General features: G+C 70.0%; 15 protein-coding genes and 1 pseudogene. 8 read left to right on the top strand and 8 right to left on the bottom strand.

The genetic code is table 11. The features are described from left to right. Positions 1-114: 114 nt before the first annotated feature. The gene (locus tag A3G1_RS0108870; protein WP_018349123.1) at positions 115-1,020 is read left to right on the top strand and encodes a hypothetical protein; all 906 of its coding nucleotides are present in this window, start codon (positions 115-117) and stop codon (positions 1,018-1,020) included. Here A3G1_RS0108870 and A3G1_RS0108865 read toward each other — a convergent pair whose 3' ends face one another. The 5 genes and pseudogenes from A3G1_RS0108865 to A3G1_RS0108845 all read right to left on the bottom strand — a co-directional run bounded on the left by A3G1_RS0108865 (position 1,021) and on the right by A3G1_RS0108845 (position 6,235). Beyond that, a complete protein-coding gene (locus A3G1_RS0108865; RefSeq protein WP_018349122.1) occupies positions 1,021-1,530 on the bottom strand; it encodes a flavin reductase family protein in 510 nt (169 codons plus the stop codon). It lies immediately after the preceding gene. A 175-nt stretch (positions 1,531-1,705) separates the two neighbouring features. Next, positions 1,706-3,280, bottom strand: coding sequence for a hypothetical protein (locus A3G1_RS0108860; protein WP_040477944.1), 1,575 nt, complete (start codon positions 3,278-3,280; stop codon positions 1,706-1,708). Continuing rightward, the gene (locus A3G1_RS0108855) at positions 3,277-4,032 is read right to left on the bottom strand and encodes an ABC transporter ATP-binding protein (RefSeq protein ID WP_018349120.1); all 756 of its coding nucleotides are present in this window, start codon (positions 4,030-4,032) and stop codon (positions 3,277-3,279) included. The genes A3G1_RS0108860 and A3G1_RS0108855 overlap by 4 nt, the downstream gene beginning before the upstream one ends. A 740-nt stretch (positions 4,033-4,772) precedes the next feature. Beyond that, positions 4,773-5,144, bottom strand: a pseudogene (locus A3G1_RS42300) (FHA domain-containing protein); the annotation flags it as partial. A 170-nt stretch (positions 5,145-5,314) separates the two neighbouring features. Further along, positions 5,315-6,235 (bottom strand): serine protein kinase RIO, encoded by a 921-nt coding sequence (locus A3G1_RS0108845; protein WP_018349118.1) that lies wholly within the window; start codon positions 6,233-6,235, stop codon positions 5,315-5,317. Positions 6,236-6,521: 286 nt separating this feature from the next. On the opposite strand from A3G1_RS0108845, the gene A3G1_RS0108840 reads away from it, so the two are divergent. The 4 genes from A3G1_RS0108840 to A3G1_RS0108825 are packed head-to-tail and all read left to right on the top strand — an operon-like array spanning position 6,522 to position 10,340. Further along, on the top strand, positions 6,522-7,670 hold the full coding sequence (locus tag A3G1_RS0108840; RefSeq protein WP_018349117.1) for a sensor histidine kinase: 1,149 nt from the start codon (positions 6,522-6,524) through the stop codon (positions 7,668-7,670). Positions 7,671-7,700: 30 nt separating this feature from the next. After that, positions 7,701-8,435, top strand: a complete 735-nt coding sequence (locus tag A3G1_RS0108835; RefSeq protein ID WP_018349116.1) for a LytR/AlgR family response regulator transcription factor — start codon at positions 7,701-7,703, stop codon at positions 8,433-8,435. Beyond that, on the top strand, positions 8,423-8,797 hold the full coding sequence (locus A3G1_RS0108830) for a hypothetical protein (RefSeq protein ID WP_018349115.1): 375 nt from the start codon (positions 8,423-8,425) through the stop codon (positions 8,795-8,797). Before A3G1_RS0108835 ends, A3G1_RS0108830 begins: the two co-directional genes overlap by 13 nt. Before the next feature lie 55 nt (positions 8,798-8,852). Beyond that, entirely contained in the window at positions 8,853-10,340 is a 1,488-nt protein-coding gene (locus tag A3G1_RS0108825; RefSeq protein WP_040477887.1) for a sodium/solute symporter, read from the top strand. A 288-nt stretch (positions 10,341-10,628) separates the two neighbouring features. Here A3G1_RS0108825 and A3G1_RS41355 read toward each other — a convergent pair whose 3' ends face one another. The 3 genes from A3G1_RS41355 to rfbA form a co-directional block, all read right to left on the bottom strand. Next, positions 10,629-11,258 (bottom strand): excalibur calcium-binding domain-containing protein, encoded by a 630-nt coding sequence (locus tag A3G1_RS41355; protein WP_018349112.1) that lies wholly within the window; start codon positions 11,256-11,258, stop codon positions 10,629-10,631. Positions 11,259-11,390: 132 nt separating this feature from the next. Further along, positions 11,391-11,987 (bottom strand): dTDP-4-dehydrorhamnose 3,5-epimerase family protein, encoded by a 597-nt coding sequence (locus A3G1_RS0108810; protein ID WP_018349111.1) that lies wholly within the window; start codon positions 11,985-11,987, stop codon positions 11,391-11,393. Continuing rightward, positions 11,984-12,850: a glucose-1-phosphate thymidylyltransferase RfbA gene (rfbA, locus tag A3G1_RS0108805; RefSeq protein ID WP_018349110.1), complete on the bottom strand. Its 867-nt coding sequence runs from the start codon at positions 12,848-12,850 to the stop codon at positions 11,984-11,986. The genes A3G1_RS0108810 and rfbA overlap by 4 nt, the downstream gene beginning before the upstream one ends. Positions 12,851-12,957: 107 nt before the next feature. On the opposite strand from rfbA, the gene rfbB reads away from it, so the two are divergent. The 3 genes from rfbB to A3G1_RS33935 are packed head-to-tail and all read left to right on the top strand — an operon-like array spanning position 12,958 to position 15,261. Then, positions 12,958-13,938: a dTDP-glucose 4,6-dehydratase gene (gene rfbB / locus A3G1_RS0108800; protein ID WP_026211947.1), complete on the top strand. Its 981-nt coding sequence runs from the start codon at positions 12,958-12,960 to the stop codon at positions 13,936-13,938. Then, on the top strand, positions 13,935-14,816 hold the full coding sequence (rfbD, locus tag A3G1_RS0108795) for a dTDP-4-dehydrorhamnose reductase (protein ID WP_018349108.1): 882 nt from the start codon (positions 13,935-13,937) through the stop codon (positions 14,814-14,816). Before rfbB ends, rfbD begins: the two co-directional genes overlap by 4 nt. A gap of 1 nt (position 14,817) precedes the next feature. After that, positions 14,818-15,261 (top strand): hypothetical protein, encoded by a 444-nt coding sequence (locus A3G1_RS33935; protein WP_018349107.1) that lies wholly within the window; start codon positions 14,818-14,820, stop codon positions 15,259-15,261. Positions 15,262-15,366: the final 105 nt, after the last annotated feature.

Below are 15,366 nucleotides of genomic sequence, written 5' to 3'. Positions count from 1 at the left end.
GCGCCCCCGGTGCGCCGAACGGCCACCGGACGTCCGTTCGCCGGCTTGGCCGGACACAGTGGACCGGCCGATAATGATCTGGCTCGATCCGGCCCAGCCCCTCAGGAGGTCGCGATGTCCACCGATCAGCAGACCGCCCCGCCACCAGCGCCGCCACCGGCCACAGTGGAGCAGCACCGCATCCGGCGCCGGCTCGGCGAACGCTGGCTCTACGTCCAGACCCGCCGGATCGAGGGTCGCCCCGTCGTCCCGCTCGACAGCGTGCTCGGCCCCTTCGACGGCTCGTTCTCCGCCAGGGCGCTCGTCCCGCTCGCGCTCCTCAAGGGTCAGTATCTGGAAGGACAGCGCTATCTCGTACCCGACGACTGGCGCCTCATCCGCGAGCGCATCGAGGAGGGTGTCCGCACGGCGCTGACGCTCCCCGAGCCGCGCGTCGGCGCACCGGACCCGGTCGAGGCGTTCCTCAGCACCCGGGCCGCCGAGGTCGGGGCCGAGCTGAAGGCCCTCGCGCAGCGCCGCGTCCAGCGCGAGTACTTCAAGGGCACGATCTTCGGCGTCTTCGCCAGCCTCCTGCTGCTCGCGATCCTGTACCTCCTGATCGCCGCCTGCTTCGAGCTGTTCGCCGACGGCCTGCGCGGCAACAACAAGATCCTTGTCGAGCACGCGCTGGTCGCGATCGGCGGCGGGGCCGGCGGCGCGACGCTCAGCTCACTGATCCGGCTCCGCAAGCAGGAGGTCGAGAACCACCAGGCGTCCGGCATCCGGGCTGCCGCCATCCGGATCATGCTCGGCTGGTTCTTCGCAGGCGCGATCCTGTTCCTGGTCAAGGGCGAGCTGGTCAACATCTTCAAGGTCCCGGACGCCCCGCTCGCCGTCTGGTTCTACTGGGGGGCCCTCGGCTTCCTCGGCGGCTTCAACGAGGCCTGGGTCACCGACCTGGTCACCAAGAAGACAGCCGACGGCGCCAAGGACGCGGCCAAGAAGGCAGTAGAAGACCTCAAGGACCTCGTGAAGAAGTGATCAGCCGAGAGTGCGGTACCGGCCCCGGTGGTACACCAGCGGTTCGGCCTCGCCCAGTTCGACGTAGCGGATGACGCCCTCGACCAGCTCGCCGTAGCCGCACGGCCGGGTGTTCTCCACGGTGCACCCGGCCCAGGTCGTGGCGCCGACGAGAACCGGGCCCCACTCGGTCTCGGTCCAGCCGTGGTTACGGAAGGCGCCGCCGGGGACGGGTACGAGACCGGCGAACTCATCGGAGATCCGTTGCTGGCTGCCGTCGAGCACCATCACGGCGAACGTACCGCTGGCGGTCAGCGCGTCGAACACCTCCGACTCCGGGTCGAGCAGGCCCAGCACCCGGCCCGGCTCGCCGTCGGCGATCAGCGTCGAAGCGACCGGCAGCCCGGCCCGCCCCGGCTCGGCCCCGGCCGTCCACAGCGTGACGGTCGAGGCCAGCCGCCCGCGAAGCCGCCGTACGGGCCCGCGCTCCGGCTCGGGCGTGGCGAACGGATGCTCAGGATGAATCCCCATCCGCCCATTATCCTGCCCATCCCTCATCAGCCACTCCTTTCGTGAGCTGATCAGGATGGCCGGGGCCTGGCCCGTCCACTGTGAAAAAATTGTGGATTCTCCATGCCAGGCGTGCGCACAACCAACTGAGGCCGGCCGCGCTGTCGCGTGGCCGGCCTCGGGTGCTGCGGGGTTACTACCGTGACGGCGTCACGGCTGCGAGGAGTTCCGGGGCGCGGCGGTTGAGGGCGTCGCCGCCGATGAGGGTGCCGATGAGGACGGCGCCCACGCCGTACGCGACGCTGACCGGGATCACCACGACCGACCAGGCCGAGCTGCCAGCCCACCAGGCGAGGAGGGCCATCGGGGCGGCGAGTACCAGGGTCGCGAGCATCGCCGCGATGTTGACCAGGCCCTTCATGCACCCGCCACCGCTGTTCATCGCGAACGGGTTGCTCGACTCGGGCAGGGCGTAGGCGGCGTACACCGAGAGGATGGACATCATGCCGGCCGCGACGCCGAACGAGGCGTATGCCGTGCCGAGCGCGCCGGCGATGTTGCCGTACTGCCCGGTGAGCGCGCCGAGCGCCGGGACGATCACGGTCAGCGCAGGGACCGCGATCAGGGCGAGCCCTGCGGCCCGGCCGCGCAGCTCGGTCCGGCCGGGTACGCCGGCGAAGATGTGCTGGGAGTAGGACGCGCCGCCGAAGCCGAACTGGTTGCCGGCCGACAGGGCGAGGAACACGCCGACCCAGGTCGCGCCGAACGCGATCGGGGACTTGGCCGGGCCGACGCCGAGCGCGATGGGCATCGCGGCGCTCGCCGCCACCATCGACAGCAGGGTCGCACGACGGCGGGGGTCACGCCACCAGCCGCGCATGTCGGCGGCGACGATCGCGCCGTACACGGTCTTCGGGGTCCGGCCGAGGACGGCGAGCACCTTGCCGTTGTCCTGCTTGCCTGCCTGCACCCCGCCGACAGCTCCGATCATGGCGGACTCGATCGACCGGTCCCACCAGACCAGCATGAGTACCAGCACGACGAGCGAGCCGGCCAGCTTCAGGACGCCCAGCAGCGGGCGGCCGTCGGCGAAGTCGTAGAAGGCCGTGTACGGGGCCGCCAGCGGCGACCAGCCGGCCGCGCGCAGCGCCTCTCGTACCGCCTCGACGTTGCCAGCGGCCATCGAGTTGCTGCCAAGCGAGATCATCGGGCCGATCATGGTGAACAGCAGGGTGACGCCGATCAGGGCCAGGTCACGGGAACGGCGCGACCGGAGCGCTGCGGCGAACCCACTGGTCACGGCCCGGCTGCCGACCACGCAGAGCAGGGTGCCGAGCACGACGCCGATCGCGGCGGTGAGCGCGCCGACGACCCCGTCGACCAGGGCGCCCGCCAGGATCAGGCCCGCCGTGGCGAGGAAGGTCGCGATGGCGGGTACACCCAGGAAAGCCGCAGCCAGCAGGCCGGACAGCAGCGAGCGCTTGGGGATCGGGAGCAGCGCGAACCTGGCCGGGTCAACGGTCTCGTCCACGCCGAACATCGCGACGGGCATGACGATCCAGCCGATGACGATGAACGTGCCGAGCATCGCGACGACGCCCTTGCCCACGCCGTGCGAGAGCTGGCTGGTCGCCGCGAACATCGCGAAGCCGGCCGCCGCGAGCAGCAGGCCCATGATCGCGCTGAACACGAACGCGACGACCCGGCCGGTCTTGCCCTTGAAGCCGTTGCGCAGGATGCGCAGCTTCAGGCCGAGGAAAACGCGGATCATGCCAGCCACGCCAGTTCTTCACCGAGGGCTGTCCGGCCGCCGGCCTGCTCGACGAAGATCTCCTCGAGCGGGCGGCCGCCCCGGACCTCGTCCAGCGTGCCGACCACCTTGATCACGCCGTCGGCGAGGATCGCGACGTGACTGCACAGCCGCTCCACGACCTCCATGACGTGCGAGGAGAAGATGACCGTGCCGCCGGAGCGGACGTACTTGTTGAGAATGTCCCGGATCGTCGCAGCCGACACCGGGTCAACCGCCTCGAAGGGCTCGTCGAGCACCAGCAGCTTCGGGGCGTGCAGCAGCGCGCAGGCCAGGCCGATCTTCTTCTTCATGCCGGCCGAGTAGTCGACGACGAGCGTGCCGCGCGCGTCGGACAGGCCGAGCACGGCGAGCAGCTCGGTCGCCCGGGCGGAAATCTCGTCGTTCGGCATGCCGCGCAGCAGGCCGGTGTATGTCAGCAGCTCCAGCCCGGTGAGCCGGTCGAACATCCGGACGGCGTCGGGCAGGACGCCCAGGAGCTTCTTGGCGGCCGTCGGGTCCTGCCACACGTCGTGCCCGAGCACGTACGCGGTGCCGGCGTCCGGCCGGAGCAGGCCGACGGCCATCGACAGCGACGTGGTCTTGCCGGCTCCGTTCGGGCCGAGCAACCCGAAGAAGGAGCCGGCCGGGACGGCGAGGTCCACGCCGGCCACGGCTGTCTTGTCTCCGAACTTCTTCACCAAGCCCCGTAGCTCGAAGGCATTCTCGATCATGGGCCCAGCGTACGGGGCCTGACCGGCCGCTTCGTCATCCTCGGGAACCAGCGGACCATCCCTCAGCGGGAGGATCGTCAGGGGCGTGGAAGGCGGAGAGCGATGGTCGGCGCCTCCGCCATGATGCCGGAGGATGCCGGGGCGGCCTTCGCCGGACGCCGCCCGGCCCTGGCCAGCTCGACGCCCTGGTGGAGTTCCACGACGTCCTGCTCGCCGACGACCGCTGTCTGGTCCCTGCTCAGTTCGGCTTTCTGCCCGTTGCTCTTCTGTACGACGGTGCCGTTCGTGCTCAGGTCACGCACCACGAGCCCGTCCGGCCCGGCCGACAGCTCGACGTGCGCCCGGCTGACCCACTGGAGCGCTTCCTCGTCCAGCCACGGCCCGAGCATCACGCCCTGGGCCGGCGCCCGCCCGACCACCACGGGCCGCAGCGGATCGACGGGGAACCTGGTCTTCGCCGCACCCTTCACCCACACCGTCACCGCCATCGCCTGCGGCCGGGCCCCGTCGTCGCCGAGGGGCTGGCCGTGCCGGGGGCAGGTCGGATGGCCGGTGGTGAGCAGCAGCGGCACCGGTACGGGCTCACCCTCCGGGCAGCGCCACCGCCGGGCGAGCACCGCCTGGGGCGGGACGACTCCGGGGCGGTCGGCGCGGACAGGCGCGGCGCCCTGCCGGTCGATGAGCGCGACACCGCCGATGCCCGGTACTGGCGCGTAGGCCATCGCGACGGGCAGCGGGTTCCGGCTGACGACCGGGAGGCCCGTGATCGCGTGCAGCTCGATGAGGCGGCGGCCCGGTTCGACGTCGGACAGGACCTCGATGAGCCCGTCGTCTGCCCAGCGGCGGAGCACCATCTTCTCGTTGGAGGTGAGTTCGAGGCTGGACAGCAGTCCGCGCTCGGCGACCGCGTAGACCGGTACGGCCGCGTCGTCGAGCTTCACCGCCAGGGCGTCGATCACCGTGCCGACGCGCGGCAGGTACAGCGGGCGGCCGCCGTCGAGCTCCTGGGCACGGAGGAGTTCCCCGATGTCCAGGATCGCGCCGGCCAGGACCGGATCCATGCTGAGCCGGTGCTCGATCGCGTCCAGTACCTTGCTGATCTCGAAGCGCAATGTTCCCCCCAAGGCTATTGACGCAGGTCATGGGCTGCGCCGGGGGAGATGCTACCGGCAGGTCATCCGGATCGGGGTGTCCTGTCGCCGACTCGGCGCGACAGTCACGGTACGCACATGCAAAAGCCGATCCCGGACCCGTCGGCCCAGGATCGGCTTCGTGCGTACTCTCAACGGCCGGCTTCCCTGCGGAGCAGCGCGCCCAGGTCCTCCGGGGCGACGCTCGCGTTCCGCAGGCCCTTCTGGGTGAACCAGGTGCCGACGTTCTTCGCGTCGCGCTCCAGGAACTCCCCGCCGCGCGGGTTGGCCACCACGTCGACGATCTGCGGCAGGTCGATGATGTAGAGCTGCCCGTCCTTGACGAGGGTGTTGTACGGCGAGAGGTCGCCGTGCGCGTACCCCTTCTGGGCCAGCGTCACCAACGCCTCGACGAGCTGCTCCCACACGTCGGTGAGATCGTCGCCCTCGAGCCGGGCGTTGGCCAGGCGTGGCGCGCCGGTGCCGTCCGGTTCCCCGATGAACTCCATCAGGATCTCGGTGCCGGTGATCTGGACCGGGTACGGCACGGGAAGGCCCCACTGGTAGCAGGTCTTCAGCGCGTTGAACTCGGCGATCGCCCACTGTCCGGCCAGAACTTCCTTGCCGAACGACGTCTTGTTCTGGATGGCCCGCATCGTGCGGGACTCCTTCACCCTGCGGCCCTCGGTGTACCCGGTGTCGCGGGTGAACATCTTGTGGTCGGAGCTGCGATAGCGCTTGGCCGCCATCACGACGCTCCTGTCCGTGTCGGGTACCCAGCGCCGGACCAGGAAGACGTCGCCTTCCTTGCCGGTCTTCAGGATGCCCATCTCGGTGTCGACGGCACCCAGGTCGGTGACCAGCCACTCCGGGTACGGCAGGGGGCCGCGCTCGGTGGGCGGGGAGGTGTCCCAGGTGGACCAGCGGTCGCCGTCGGGGCGGCCGTCGGTGTCGTCGGAGATGTCCCAGTCCTCGTGCGACTCGAAGAACTTCTCGTACTGGACGTCGTCCTCGTCGAGACGCTTCTTGCCACGGGAGCGGGCGCTGAAATTAACGTGGTACGTGTCGCGCATGATGTGTGAGGTTCTCCTTGGGAGTGCCTCACCGGGGCGCAGTACTGCCTTGGCAGTACTAGAGAAAAGTAGGTGCGCTCAGACGGTGAGGCTGGGGACGGTCTGGCTGGACAGCGCAAACCGCATGACAGTCGTTGACATTGGTTCCGCCCCCTTCCCGGGACTCGTCCGCTCACACCGGAGCGTGACTCGCGCTCGCCGTGAGCGCGTCGCAGGCAAGTCTGCATGGGACACCGGCATCGCGCAAGGCTTTTTTTACCTGGTGTGACGGAGGATATTGGCAGCGATGAACGCTGTCTGGGCGGTGGCGGCCCTGGCCGCAGCCTTCGCGGCCGGGCTGGTCGCGCTGCTGAGACTGCGCCAGCGCCGCGGCATAGCGACCCAGCACCAGCGGGCGACCTACGAGGTACTGCGGACGGCTGGCCTGGCCGCCGAGCCGCTGCGGGCCGGGCTCACCGAGGCTGCGGCGGCGAAGTCCGTCCGGCACCTGAGGCGGCTGATCGGCGCGAGCGGCCTGGCGCTCCTGGACACCGAGCAGGTACTCGCGTGGGACGGCACGGGTGAGCACCACGCCGAGCAGGTACTCCGGGCGACGAAGGCCGTGCTGGCCGCCGGGGACCTGCCGTGCGACCGGCTCGACTGCCTGATCCGTGGCGCGGTGCTCGTCCCGCTGGAGACGGACGCCGGGCGGGTCGGGACGCTGGTCGCGCTGGCCGACGAGCCGGTGGCCCCTGGCCTGGTACAGGCGGCGATCGAGACGGGGCGGTGGGCGGCGACGCAGCTGGCGCTCGCCGAGCTGGACTCGTCGCGGGACAGGCTGGCGCGCGCCGAGCTGCGCGCGCTCCGGGCCCAGATCAGCCCGCACTTCATCTACAACGCGCTGTCGGCCATCGCCTCGTTCGTGCGGACGGACCCGCAGCGGGCCAGGGAGCTGATCCTGGAGTTCGCGGAGTTCACGCGGTACAGCCTGCGGTCGCATGGTGAGTACACGACGCTGGCGGAGGAGTTGCGATCCATTGATCGATATCTGACGATCGAGAGGGCGCGGTTCGGTGAGCGGTTGCAGGTGCGGCTGCAGATCGCGCCGGAGGTACTGCCGGTGTCGCTGCCGTTCCTGTGCTTGCAGCCGCTCGTGGAGAACGCCGTCCGGCACGGGCTGTCCCGCAAGCCCGGCGTCGGAACGGTGACGATCGTGGCGCGGGATGCCGGAGCCGAGTGTCACCTGAGCGTGGACGACGACGGGGTGGGCATGGATCCGGAGCTGCTGACCGAGGAAGAGTCGGGCGACGGGCAGCACGTCGGATTGTCGAATGTGGACGAACGTTTGCGGGCGGTGTTCGGGGAGGAGTACGGCTTGGTGGTCGAGACTGGCGTCGGCGCGGGTACGCGGATCATGCTCCGGATTCCCAAGTTCCACCCGGCGGTGCGGTCATGAGAGCGGCGCGGTCATGAGAGCGGCGCGGTCATGAGGCCGCTGCGGATTCTCGCCGTCGACGACGAGCTGCCGGCTCTGGACGAGCTGGCGTACCTGCTGCGCGCCGATCCCCGGGTCGGCAGCGTGGCGACGGCCAGCGACGCGACCGAGGCGCTGCGGGTACTGCGCTCGGCGGACGTGGACGCGGCCTTCCTGGACATCCGGATGCCGGGGCTGGACGGGATGGAGCTGGCCCGGGTACTGCACCGGTTCGCGGCGCCGCCGGCCGTGGTGTTCGTGACCGCGTACGACGACCGGGCAGCCGACGCCTTCGACCTGGGCGTTCTCGACTACATCCGCAAGCCGGTCGAGCCGGAGCGGCTGGCCGAGTCGCTGCGGCGGATCCTGTCGGCACGCGGCACGAAGGCACCGGTACCCGAGCCGGCCGTCATCCCCGTCGAGCTGGCCGGCACGATCAAGCTGCTGCCCAGGTCCACTGTGCACTGGGTCGAGGCGCAGGGCGACTATGCCCGGCTGCACACGGAGGAGGGCTCGCACCTCGTGCGGATCCCGCTGGCGGTGCTGGCCGAGCGGTGGGCCGAGGCCGGGTTCGCCAGGATCCACCGGTCTTTCCTGGTCCGGCTCGACCAGATCAGTGAGCTGCGGATGACCAACTCGGGCTATGTCGTGGTCGTCGGCGGCCGGACGCTGCCGGTGGCCCGCAGGCACACCCGGGAACTCAAGGATCTGCTGCTGCGGTCGGCGAGGGAAGAATGGCACCGCTGAGCAACCGCCCGAAGCGGACGCGCGTGGTGCTCGGGGAGGTGGCCCGGGCGCGCAAGGTCAGCCAGGCCCGGCGGGAGCTGGCCGAGCAGACCGAGATCGGCGACGCGCTGATCCGTGGCCTGGTCCGGGCGCAGCTCGCCCTCGCCCTGCGGCTCGCGCTGATCGTCGGGCTGGGGCTCGGCACGCTGCCGCTGCTGTTCAGCGCCGCTCCGGCGCTGGCCAGGGTCAAGATCTGGGAGATATCCCTGCCCTGGCTGCTTCTCGGCCTGCTGCCCTATCCGTTCCTGGTCGCCGCCGGCTGGGTGTACGTGCGGATGAGCGAGCGCAACGAACGCGACTTCACAGAACTGGTGGAGAAGTGACGGCAGAGTGTGGGACCCCTGAAGTCGCTATAGCGACTTCAGGGGTCCCACGATCATGGGGGGTGCTCGGGTGAGCTGGGCGCTGGCCGGGATCGTGCTCGTCACGCTCGTGACCCTGGTGATCGGCTTCTACGGGCTGCGGGTGGCCCGGACGACGAGTGACCTGCTCGTCGCCTCGCGCTCGGTCAGCCCGCGGTGGAACGCCGCCGCGATCGGTGGCGAGTACCTGTCGGCCGCATCGTTCCTGGGCATCGCCGGGCTGGTGCTCAGCTACGGGCTGGACGTGCTCTGGTACCCGATCGGGTTCGCGGCCGGGTACCTGGCGTTGCTGTTGTTCGTGGCCGGGCCGTTGCGCCGGTCGGGTGCCTTCACGTTGCCGGACTTCTGCGAGCTGCGGCTCGGGTCGCGGAAACTGCGGCGGCTCGTGACGGCCTTCGTCGTGTTCATCGGCTGGCTGTACCTGCTGCCGCAGCTCCAGGGAGCCGGCCTGACCCTGCGGACGGTCACCGGCGCGCCCTACTGGGCCGGCGTCGTGCTGGTCGCCGCCGTGGTCACCGGGTCGGTGGCGCTGGGCGGGATGCGGTCGATCACGTTCGTGCAGGCCTTCCAGTACTGGCTGAAGCTCACGGCGCTCGCCGTACCCGTCGTGTTCCTGCTGCTGCGCTGGCGGTCGAGCGGCTCCGGCGCGCTGGTGACTCCGGAGTCACCGGTCGGCACGGAGTGGCTGCTCGGGGGCGGCACGCCAGCTCAGGGGCTCTTCGGCACGTACTCGCTGCTCATCGCGACTTTCCTCGGCACGATGGGCCTGCCACACGTGCTCGTCCGGTTCTACACGAATCCGGATGGGCGCGCCGCCCGGCGTACGACATTGGGGGTCTTGGGGTTGGTGGGGGTGTTCTATCTCTTCCCCACCATCTATGGCCTGCTCGGCAGGATCTACACGCCGGGGCTGGCCACACCGGATGCCGTGGTGCTGGTGCTGCCGGGGGTGGTGCTCGGGGACGGGCCGCTCGGGCAGGCCCTCGGTGCGCTGGTGGCCGCAGGGGCCTTCGCTGCCTTCCTCTCCACGTCATCGGGTCTCCTGACCTCGGTGGCTGGCGTGCTGTCGACCGACGTGCTCGGCCGGGGCTCTGTGCGGGACTTCCGCTGGTCGGCGGTGATCGCTGGCCTGGTGCCCGCCGTGCTCGCGCTCAGCGTCGACGGGGTGGACGTGTCCAGAGTGGTCGGCCTGGCCTTCGCGGTGGCTGCGGCGACCTTCTGCCCGCTGCTGCTGCTCGGGATCTGGTGGCGCGGCCTCACCGACGCAGGCGCTGCGGCCGGCATGATCGCCGGGGGCGGGGCCGCTGCGGGTGCCGTGGTCTTCACGGTGTTCGGCGATCCGGGCCACGGCTGGCTAGCGGTCCTGGTTACCCAGCCTGCGGCGTGGACGGTACCGATGGCATTTGCAGTAATGGTGCTCGTGTCGCTTGCGACCCGGCGGCGGGTGCCAGCGGCTGTGGGCCGCATGCTGCTCCGGCTGCACGCCCCCGAGTCGCTCGTCTGAGGGCCTAGTAGGCCGTGGACTGCACACGGACGACCGTGCCGTAGACGGCGACCACGCGGTCGGGGCGGCTGGTCACCGGGCGGGTGGTGCGGGACCGGGGACGGCCGAAGAACAGCTTGCGCATGACGACTCCTCGCTTGATCTGCTGGGCGCTGCCACGGGTGGCGCTGCCGCATCATGACGACATCATTATGACGTCATGATGCGGCGCCATGTCAAGCGTTGGCGTCAGCCTATTCAGTTGTACCCGTTGTGAGCTGGGCTTTTATTGGCGTCAAAGTGGTGTCACTACTCGCAAGCGATGCCGTCCTTGTCCCGGTCGAGGGCGTCACGGTAGCCGGGCTGACCCCGGTACAGCGGGGCTTTGCCCGCCGCGCGGACGGCGTCACAGTTGGCGTAGTAGACGGGCGCGCTGCCGCCTCCGCCACCTCCGGTACCGCCGCCGCCCGTGTTGGTGTCGGTCTCGCAGGCGATGCCGTCGTTGTCGGCGTCGAGGGCTGCTCGGTAGCCGGGCGAGTTGCGGTACAGCGGGGCCTTGCCGGCGGCGCGGACGGCGTCACAGTTCGCGTAGTAGACCGGGGCGGGTGCTGTCGTCTTCGGGGCGGCCGGCGTCGGTACCGGCGGGGCGGGCGGTGCCGTGGTGGGGACGGGTGCGGCGGTGGTCGGGGGCGGCGGCGCGGGCTGTGTGGTCGCCGGTACCGGAGGAGGGGTGGTGACCTGGGCAGGCTGCGGAGCCTCCTGGTGGTTGCCCTTGTTGTCGGTCTTCGGCTGCGGGTCGACGAGGATCGCACCGCAGGCCGCCAGGCCGCAGCAGAGGAACAGGATGACGGCCAGGGCGGCCGCCACGATGATCGCGGCCTTGGCACCGCCCGGGAGGGCCTGCCAGGACTGCTTGCCGGGGGTCTTGCCGGGGTTCATGGTCTTCGCTCCAGGGAGGGGTCAGGCTCCAGGGGAGGGGCAGAAAGCCTGACCCTATGAGCCACCCACGGCACCCGTCTGGCCCACAGAACGTGACGATGCAGATGGTGAACCTAACGACAAGCCAGGCAACTACCCGCGCAACGTCGCGTAGAACTCCTGGCAGGCGGCGTAATCGGGGAGAAGTCCGGCCTCGCGGAGCTCCGCCAGCCGGGGAGCCTCGGCGTCACGCGGTGAGAGCTGCGGATCGTCCACCGGCCACTCGATGCCCAGCTCCTCGTCGAAGGCGTGCAGCGTGCGCTCGCGCTGCGGCGCGTAGTTCTCCGAGCAGAGGTAGGAGACGGTCGCGTCGTCGGTCAGCGCGCAGAAACCGTGGCCAAGGCCCTCCGCCACGTACACCGCGCGCCGGGAAACGTCGTCGAGCCGGACGAACTCGTGCTGACCGAACGTCGGCGACCCGACCCGCAGATCCACGACCAGGTCGAGCACAGCACCCCGGACACAGTGGACGTACTTGGCCTGGCCCGGCGGCACGTCAGCGAAGTGGATCGCGCGGACCACGCCCTTCGCCGAGACCGAAAGGTTGGCCTGGGCGAGGCGGAGCGGGTGGCCGGCGGCCTCGGCGAGCAGGTCGTGGCGGTACGTCTCCAGGAACAGGCCGCGCTGGTCGGCGTGCTGGACCGGCTCGACGGCGAACGCGCCGCCGATGCTCAGGGGGCTGATCTTCATGCGTTGTCCAGGATGTCGAGCAGGTAGGTGCCGTAGCCGCTCTTCAGCAACGGCTCGGCGAGGGCCGCGAGCTGCGCGTCGTCGATCAGCCCGGCCCGCCAGGCGACCTCCTCCACACAGCCGATCTTGAGACTCTGGCGCTCCTCGATCACCCGGACGAACTCGGCAGCCTGGACGAGCGAGGCGAACGTGCCGGTGTCGAGCCAGGCCGTGCCCCGGTCGAGGATGCTGACCTGGAGCTCGCCAGCCTGCAGGTACGTGTCGTTGACGGCCGTGATCTCCAGCTCGCCACGGGCGCTCGGCTTCAGGTTCTTCGCGATCTCCACGACACGGCTGTCGTAGAAATAGAGACCGGGGACGGCATACCGCGACTTCGGCTTGGCCGGCTTCTCCTCGATCGCGGCCGCACGGCCGTCGGCGCCGAATTCGACAACGCCGTAATCCTGGGGATTTGCCACCTGGTACGCGAAAATTCGCCCGCCGTGCAGATCGGTGTGCTCCGACAGACGCCGGCCGAGGCCAGCGCCGTGGAAAATGTTGTCGCCGAGAATGAGGCCGACCGGTTCGCCGGCGATGAACTCCTCGCCGAGGACGAACGCCTGGGCGATCCCCTCCGGCCTGGCCTGGACGGTGTACTCCAGCCGCAGCCCCCACTGCGAGCCGTCCCCGAGCAGCCGCTGGAACTGCTGCTGGTCCTCGGGGGTGGTGATCACCAGGATCTCGGAGATCCCGGCCATGATCAGGGTGGACAGCGGGTAGTAGACCATCGGCTTGTCGAAGACCGGCATCAGTTGCTTGGACACGGCCTTCGTGATCGGCCACAGCCGGGAGCCGGTGCCACCGGCCAGCAGGATTCCGCGCACCGGGGCAGTTTAGAGCAGCATGCCGCCAGTCCGGCGATTCACAAATTTGACAGTTTGACGGTCAGTGAACAGTCACGGAAGCAGGCTACGATCCTCTGTTCATGGGCATGAGAATCCTGGTTACCGGCGGGGCCGGCTTTATTGGTTCGCATTTTGTGCGTACCGCGCTGAACGGGCGGCTGGCCGGTGTCGAGGTCGATTCCCTTACAGTGCTGGACAAGCTGACGTATTCCGGAAACAGGGCGAATCTCGACCCGGTGGCCGACGATTCCCGGCTGACCTTCGTGCACGGTGACATCTGCGACGCGGCCGCCGTCGGCCCGCTGGCCGCCACCCACGACGCGATCGTGCACTTCGCGGCGGAGACCCACGTCGACCGGTCCATCGCCGGCGCAGCGCCCTTCGTGACCACGAACGTGGTCGGCACCCAGGTCCTGCTCGACGCGGCCCTCCAGCACGGCGTGAAGCGCTTCGTGCACGTGTCCACCGACGAGGTCTACGGCTCGATCGAGACCGGCTCGTGGACAGAGGACTGGCCGCTGGCCCCCAACTCGCCGTACTCGGCGTCCAAGGCGTCCTCCGACCTGCTCGCTCTCGCCTACCACCGCACGCACAAGCTGCACGTCTCGGTGACCCGCTGCTCGAACAACTACGGCCCGTACCAGTTCCCCGAGAAGGTCATCCCGCTGTTCGCCACGAACCTGATGGCCGGGCTGACCGTCCCGCTGTACGGCGACGGCGGCAACGTCCGCGACTGGCTGCACGTCGACGACCACTGCCAGGGCATCGGGCTCGTCCTCGCAGGCGGGCGGCCGGGCGAGGTCTACAACATCGGCGGCGGTACCGAGCTGACCAACAAGGACCTCACCAGCCTGCTGCTCGAAGCCACCGGCACCGGCTGGGACCGCGTCGAGCAGGTGAGCGACCGGCTCGGGCACGACCGGCGGTACTCGGTCGACATCACCAAGATCTCCACCGAGCTCGGGTACGCGCCGCGGGTCGAGTTCGCCGCCGGGCTGGCCGAGACCGTCCAGTGGTACGCGGGTAACCAGGCGTGGTGGCAGCCGCTGAAGGACCGGATGTCGTGACCAGCTGCCTGGTGACCGGGGCCGCCGGAATGCTCGGCACCGACCTGGTGGCGACACTGACGGCCAGCGGATACGACGTGACGGGCGCTGACCGCTCCGCCCTCGACATCACCGACGCCGAGGCTGTCCGGCGCGCTGTGGCCGGCCACGACATCGTTTTCAACGCCGCCGCGTATACCAATGTGGACGGTGCGGAGTCCGACGAGGCCGCCGCAGTGCTGATCAACGGCACGGGTGCCGCCATCGTGGCCGGCGCGGCTGCCAAAGCCGGCGCGCTCCTCATCCACGTCTCCACCGACTACGTACTCCCCGGCGACTCGGCCACCCCCTACGCCGAGGACGCCGGAACCAGCCCGATCAACGCCTACGGCCGCAGCAAGCTGATCGGCGAACGCGCCGTCCTCGCAGCCGGCGGCCACGTCGTCCGCACCGCGTGGCTCTACGGCGACAACGGGCCGAACTTCGCAGCCACCATGCTCCGGCTCGCCGCCGACCGCGACACGCTCGACGTGGTCGACGACCAGCACGGCCAGCCCACCTCCGCCTCAGCCCTCGCGAAGCAGCTCACCGCGCTCGCCGGAGCGGCCCAGGCCGGCCAGGCGCAGCCCGGGATCTACCACGGCACGGCGAGCGGCTCCACGACCTGGCACGGCTTCGCCAGGGCCATCTTCGAACTGTCCGGCCTGGACAGCCGCCGCATCCGGCCCACCACGACGGACAAGTTCCCGCGCCCGGCCCGCCGGCCCGCGTACAGCGTCCTGGGCCACGCCCGCTGGGCCGAGGCCGGGCTCACCCCGATGGCCCCGTGGCGCGAGGCCCTGGCCGCAGAACTGGCCCGGCCCGGCTTCCTCGCCCTGCGCACGGCAGCCGGGGGCTGACGTGGACCGCGTCGCACCGAACCTGACGTTCGGCGAGCTGATCGCCCAGACGCCACAGGTGATCCTGGACGCCCTGCCCCAGCACGTCCGCTGGAAACTCGACCGGCTCTGGGCACTGGACCTGCCGGTACACGAGTTCCCGCTCACCGAGCTGGACTACCTGCTGGACCTGCCGCTGTGGCAGGACAACGGCCGGCGGTTCCAGGTCACGCCCCGGCAGGTACAACGCTCACCGGAAGCCTTCCCGCACCACCTGGCCCGCGTACAGGCCGCCGACCTCGCCTACCCGGTGCACATCGTCACGCACCACGGCCGCCCCGTGATCCTCGACGGCTTCCACCGCCTCCTCAAGGCCGCCCTGGAGAACCGGACGACCATTCCAGCCATGGTCCTCACCGACGCCCAGTTCAGCGCCCTGGCCCCAGTACCCCCAAACAGCCCTTGATCTGCACTTTCATCTCTTGATCTTGATCTAACGCGAAGTGGCCCGCTGAGCGCGGGGCTGGCAAGCATTGAGCCCGTCTAGATACCGGTGTTGTATCTAGACGGG

Origin of the sequence: Longispora albida DSM 44784 (assembly GCF_000379825.1) — a bacterium.
In the GTDB taxonomy this organism is placed as follows: Bacteria; Actinomycetota; Actinomycetes; order Mycobacteriales; family Micromonosporaceae; genus Longispora; species Longispora albida.
Note: the sequence above shows the minus strand (reverse complement) of the source record. Positions and strands in the feature narration are given on the sequence as shown.

Coding starts and splice junctions, on each gene's coding strand:
- A3G1_RS0108865 (WP_018349122.1), bottom strand. CDS start 1,530: ATGGGGATTCATCCTGAGCATCCGTTCGCCACGCCCGAGCCGGAGCGC.
- A3G1_RS0108810 (WP_018349111.1), bottom strand. CDS start 11,987: ATGAAGATCAGCCCCCTGAGCATCGGCGGCGCGTTCGCCGTCGAGCCG.
- A3G1_RS0108860 (WP_040477944.1), bottom strand. CDS start 3,280: ATGATCCGCGTTTTCCTCGGCCTGAAGCTGCGCATCCTGCGCAACGGC.
- A3G1_RS41355 (WP_018349112.1), bottom strand. CDS start 11,258: ATGAACCCCGGCAAGACCCCCGGCAAGCAGTCCTGGCAGGCCCTCCCG.
- A3G1_RS0108845 (WP_018349118.1), bottom strand. CDS start 6,235: ATGCGCGACACGTACCACGTTAATTTCAGCGCCCGCTCCCGTGGCAAG.
- A3G1_RS0108855 (WP_018349120.1), bottom strand. CDS start 4,032: ATGATCGAGAATGCCTTCGAGCTACGGGGCTTGGTGAAGAAGTTCGGA.
- rfbB (WP_026211947.1), top strand. CDS start 12,958: ATGAGAATCCTGGTTACCGGCGGGGCCGGCTTTATTGGTTCGCATTTT.
- A3G1_RS0108870 (WP_018349123.1), top strand. CDS start 115: ATGTCCACCGATCAGCAGACCGCCCCGCCACCAGCGCCGCCACCGGCC.
- A3G1_RS0108835 (WP_018349116.1), top strand. CDS start 7,701: ATGAGGCCGCTGCGGATTCTCGCCGTCGACGACGAGCTGCCGGCTCTG.
- A3G1_RS0108830 (WP_018349115.1), top strand. CDS start 8,423: ATGGCACCGCTGAGCAACCGCCCGAAGCGGACGCGCGTGGTGCTCGGG.
- A3G1_RS0108840 (WP_018349117.1), top strand. CDS start 6,522: ATGAACGCTGTCTGGGCGGTGGCGGCCCTGGCCGCAGCCTTCGCGGCC.
- A3G1_RS0108825 (WP_040477887.1), top strand. CDS start 8,853: ATGGGGGGTGCTCGGGTGAGCTGGGCGCTGGCCGGGATCGTGCTCGTC.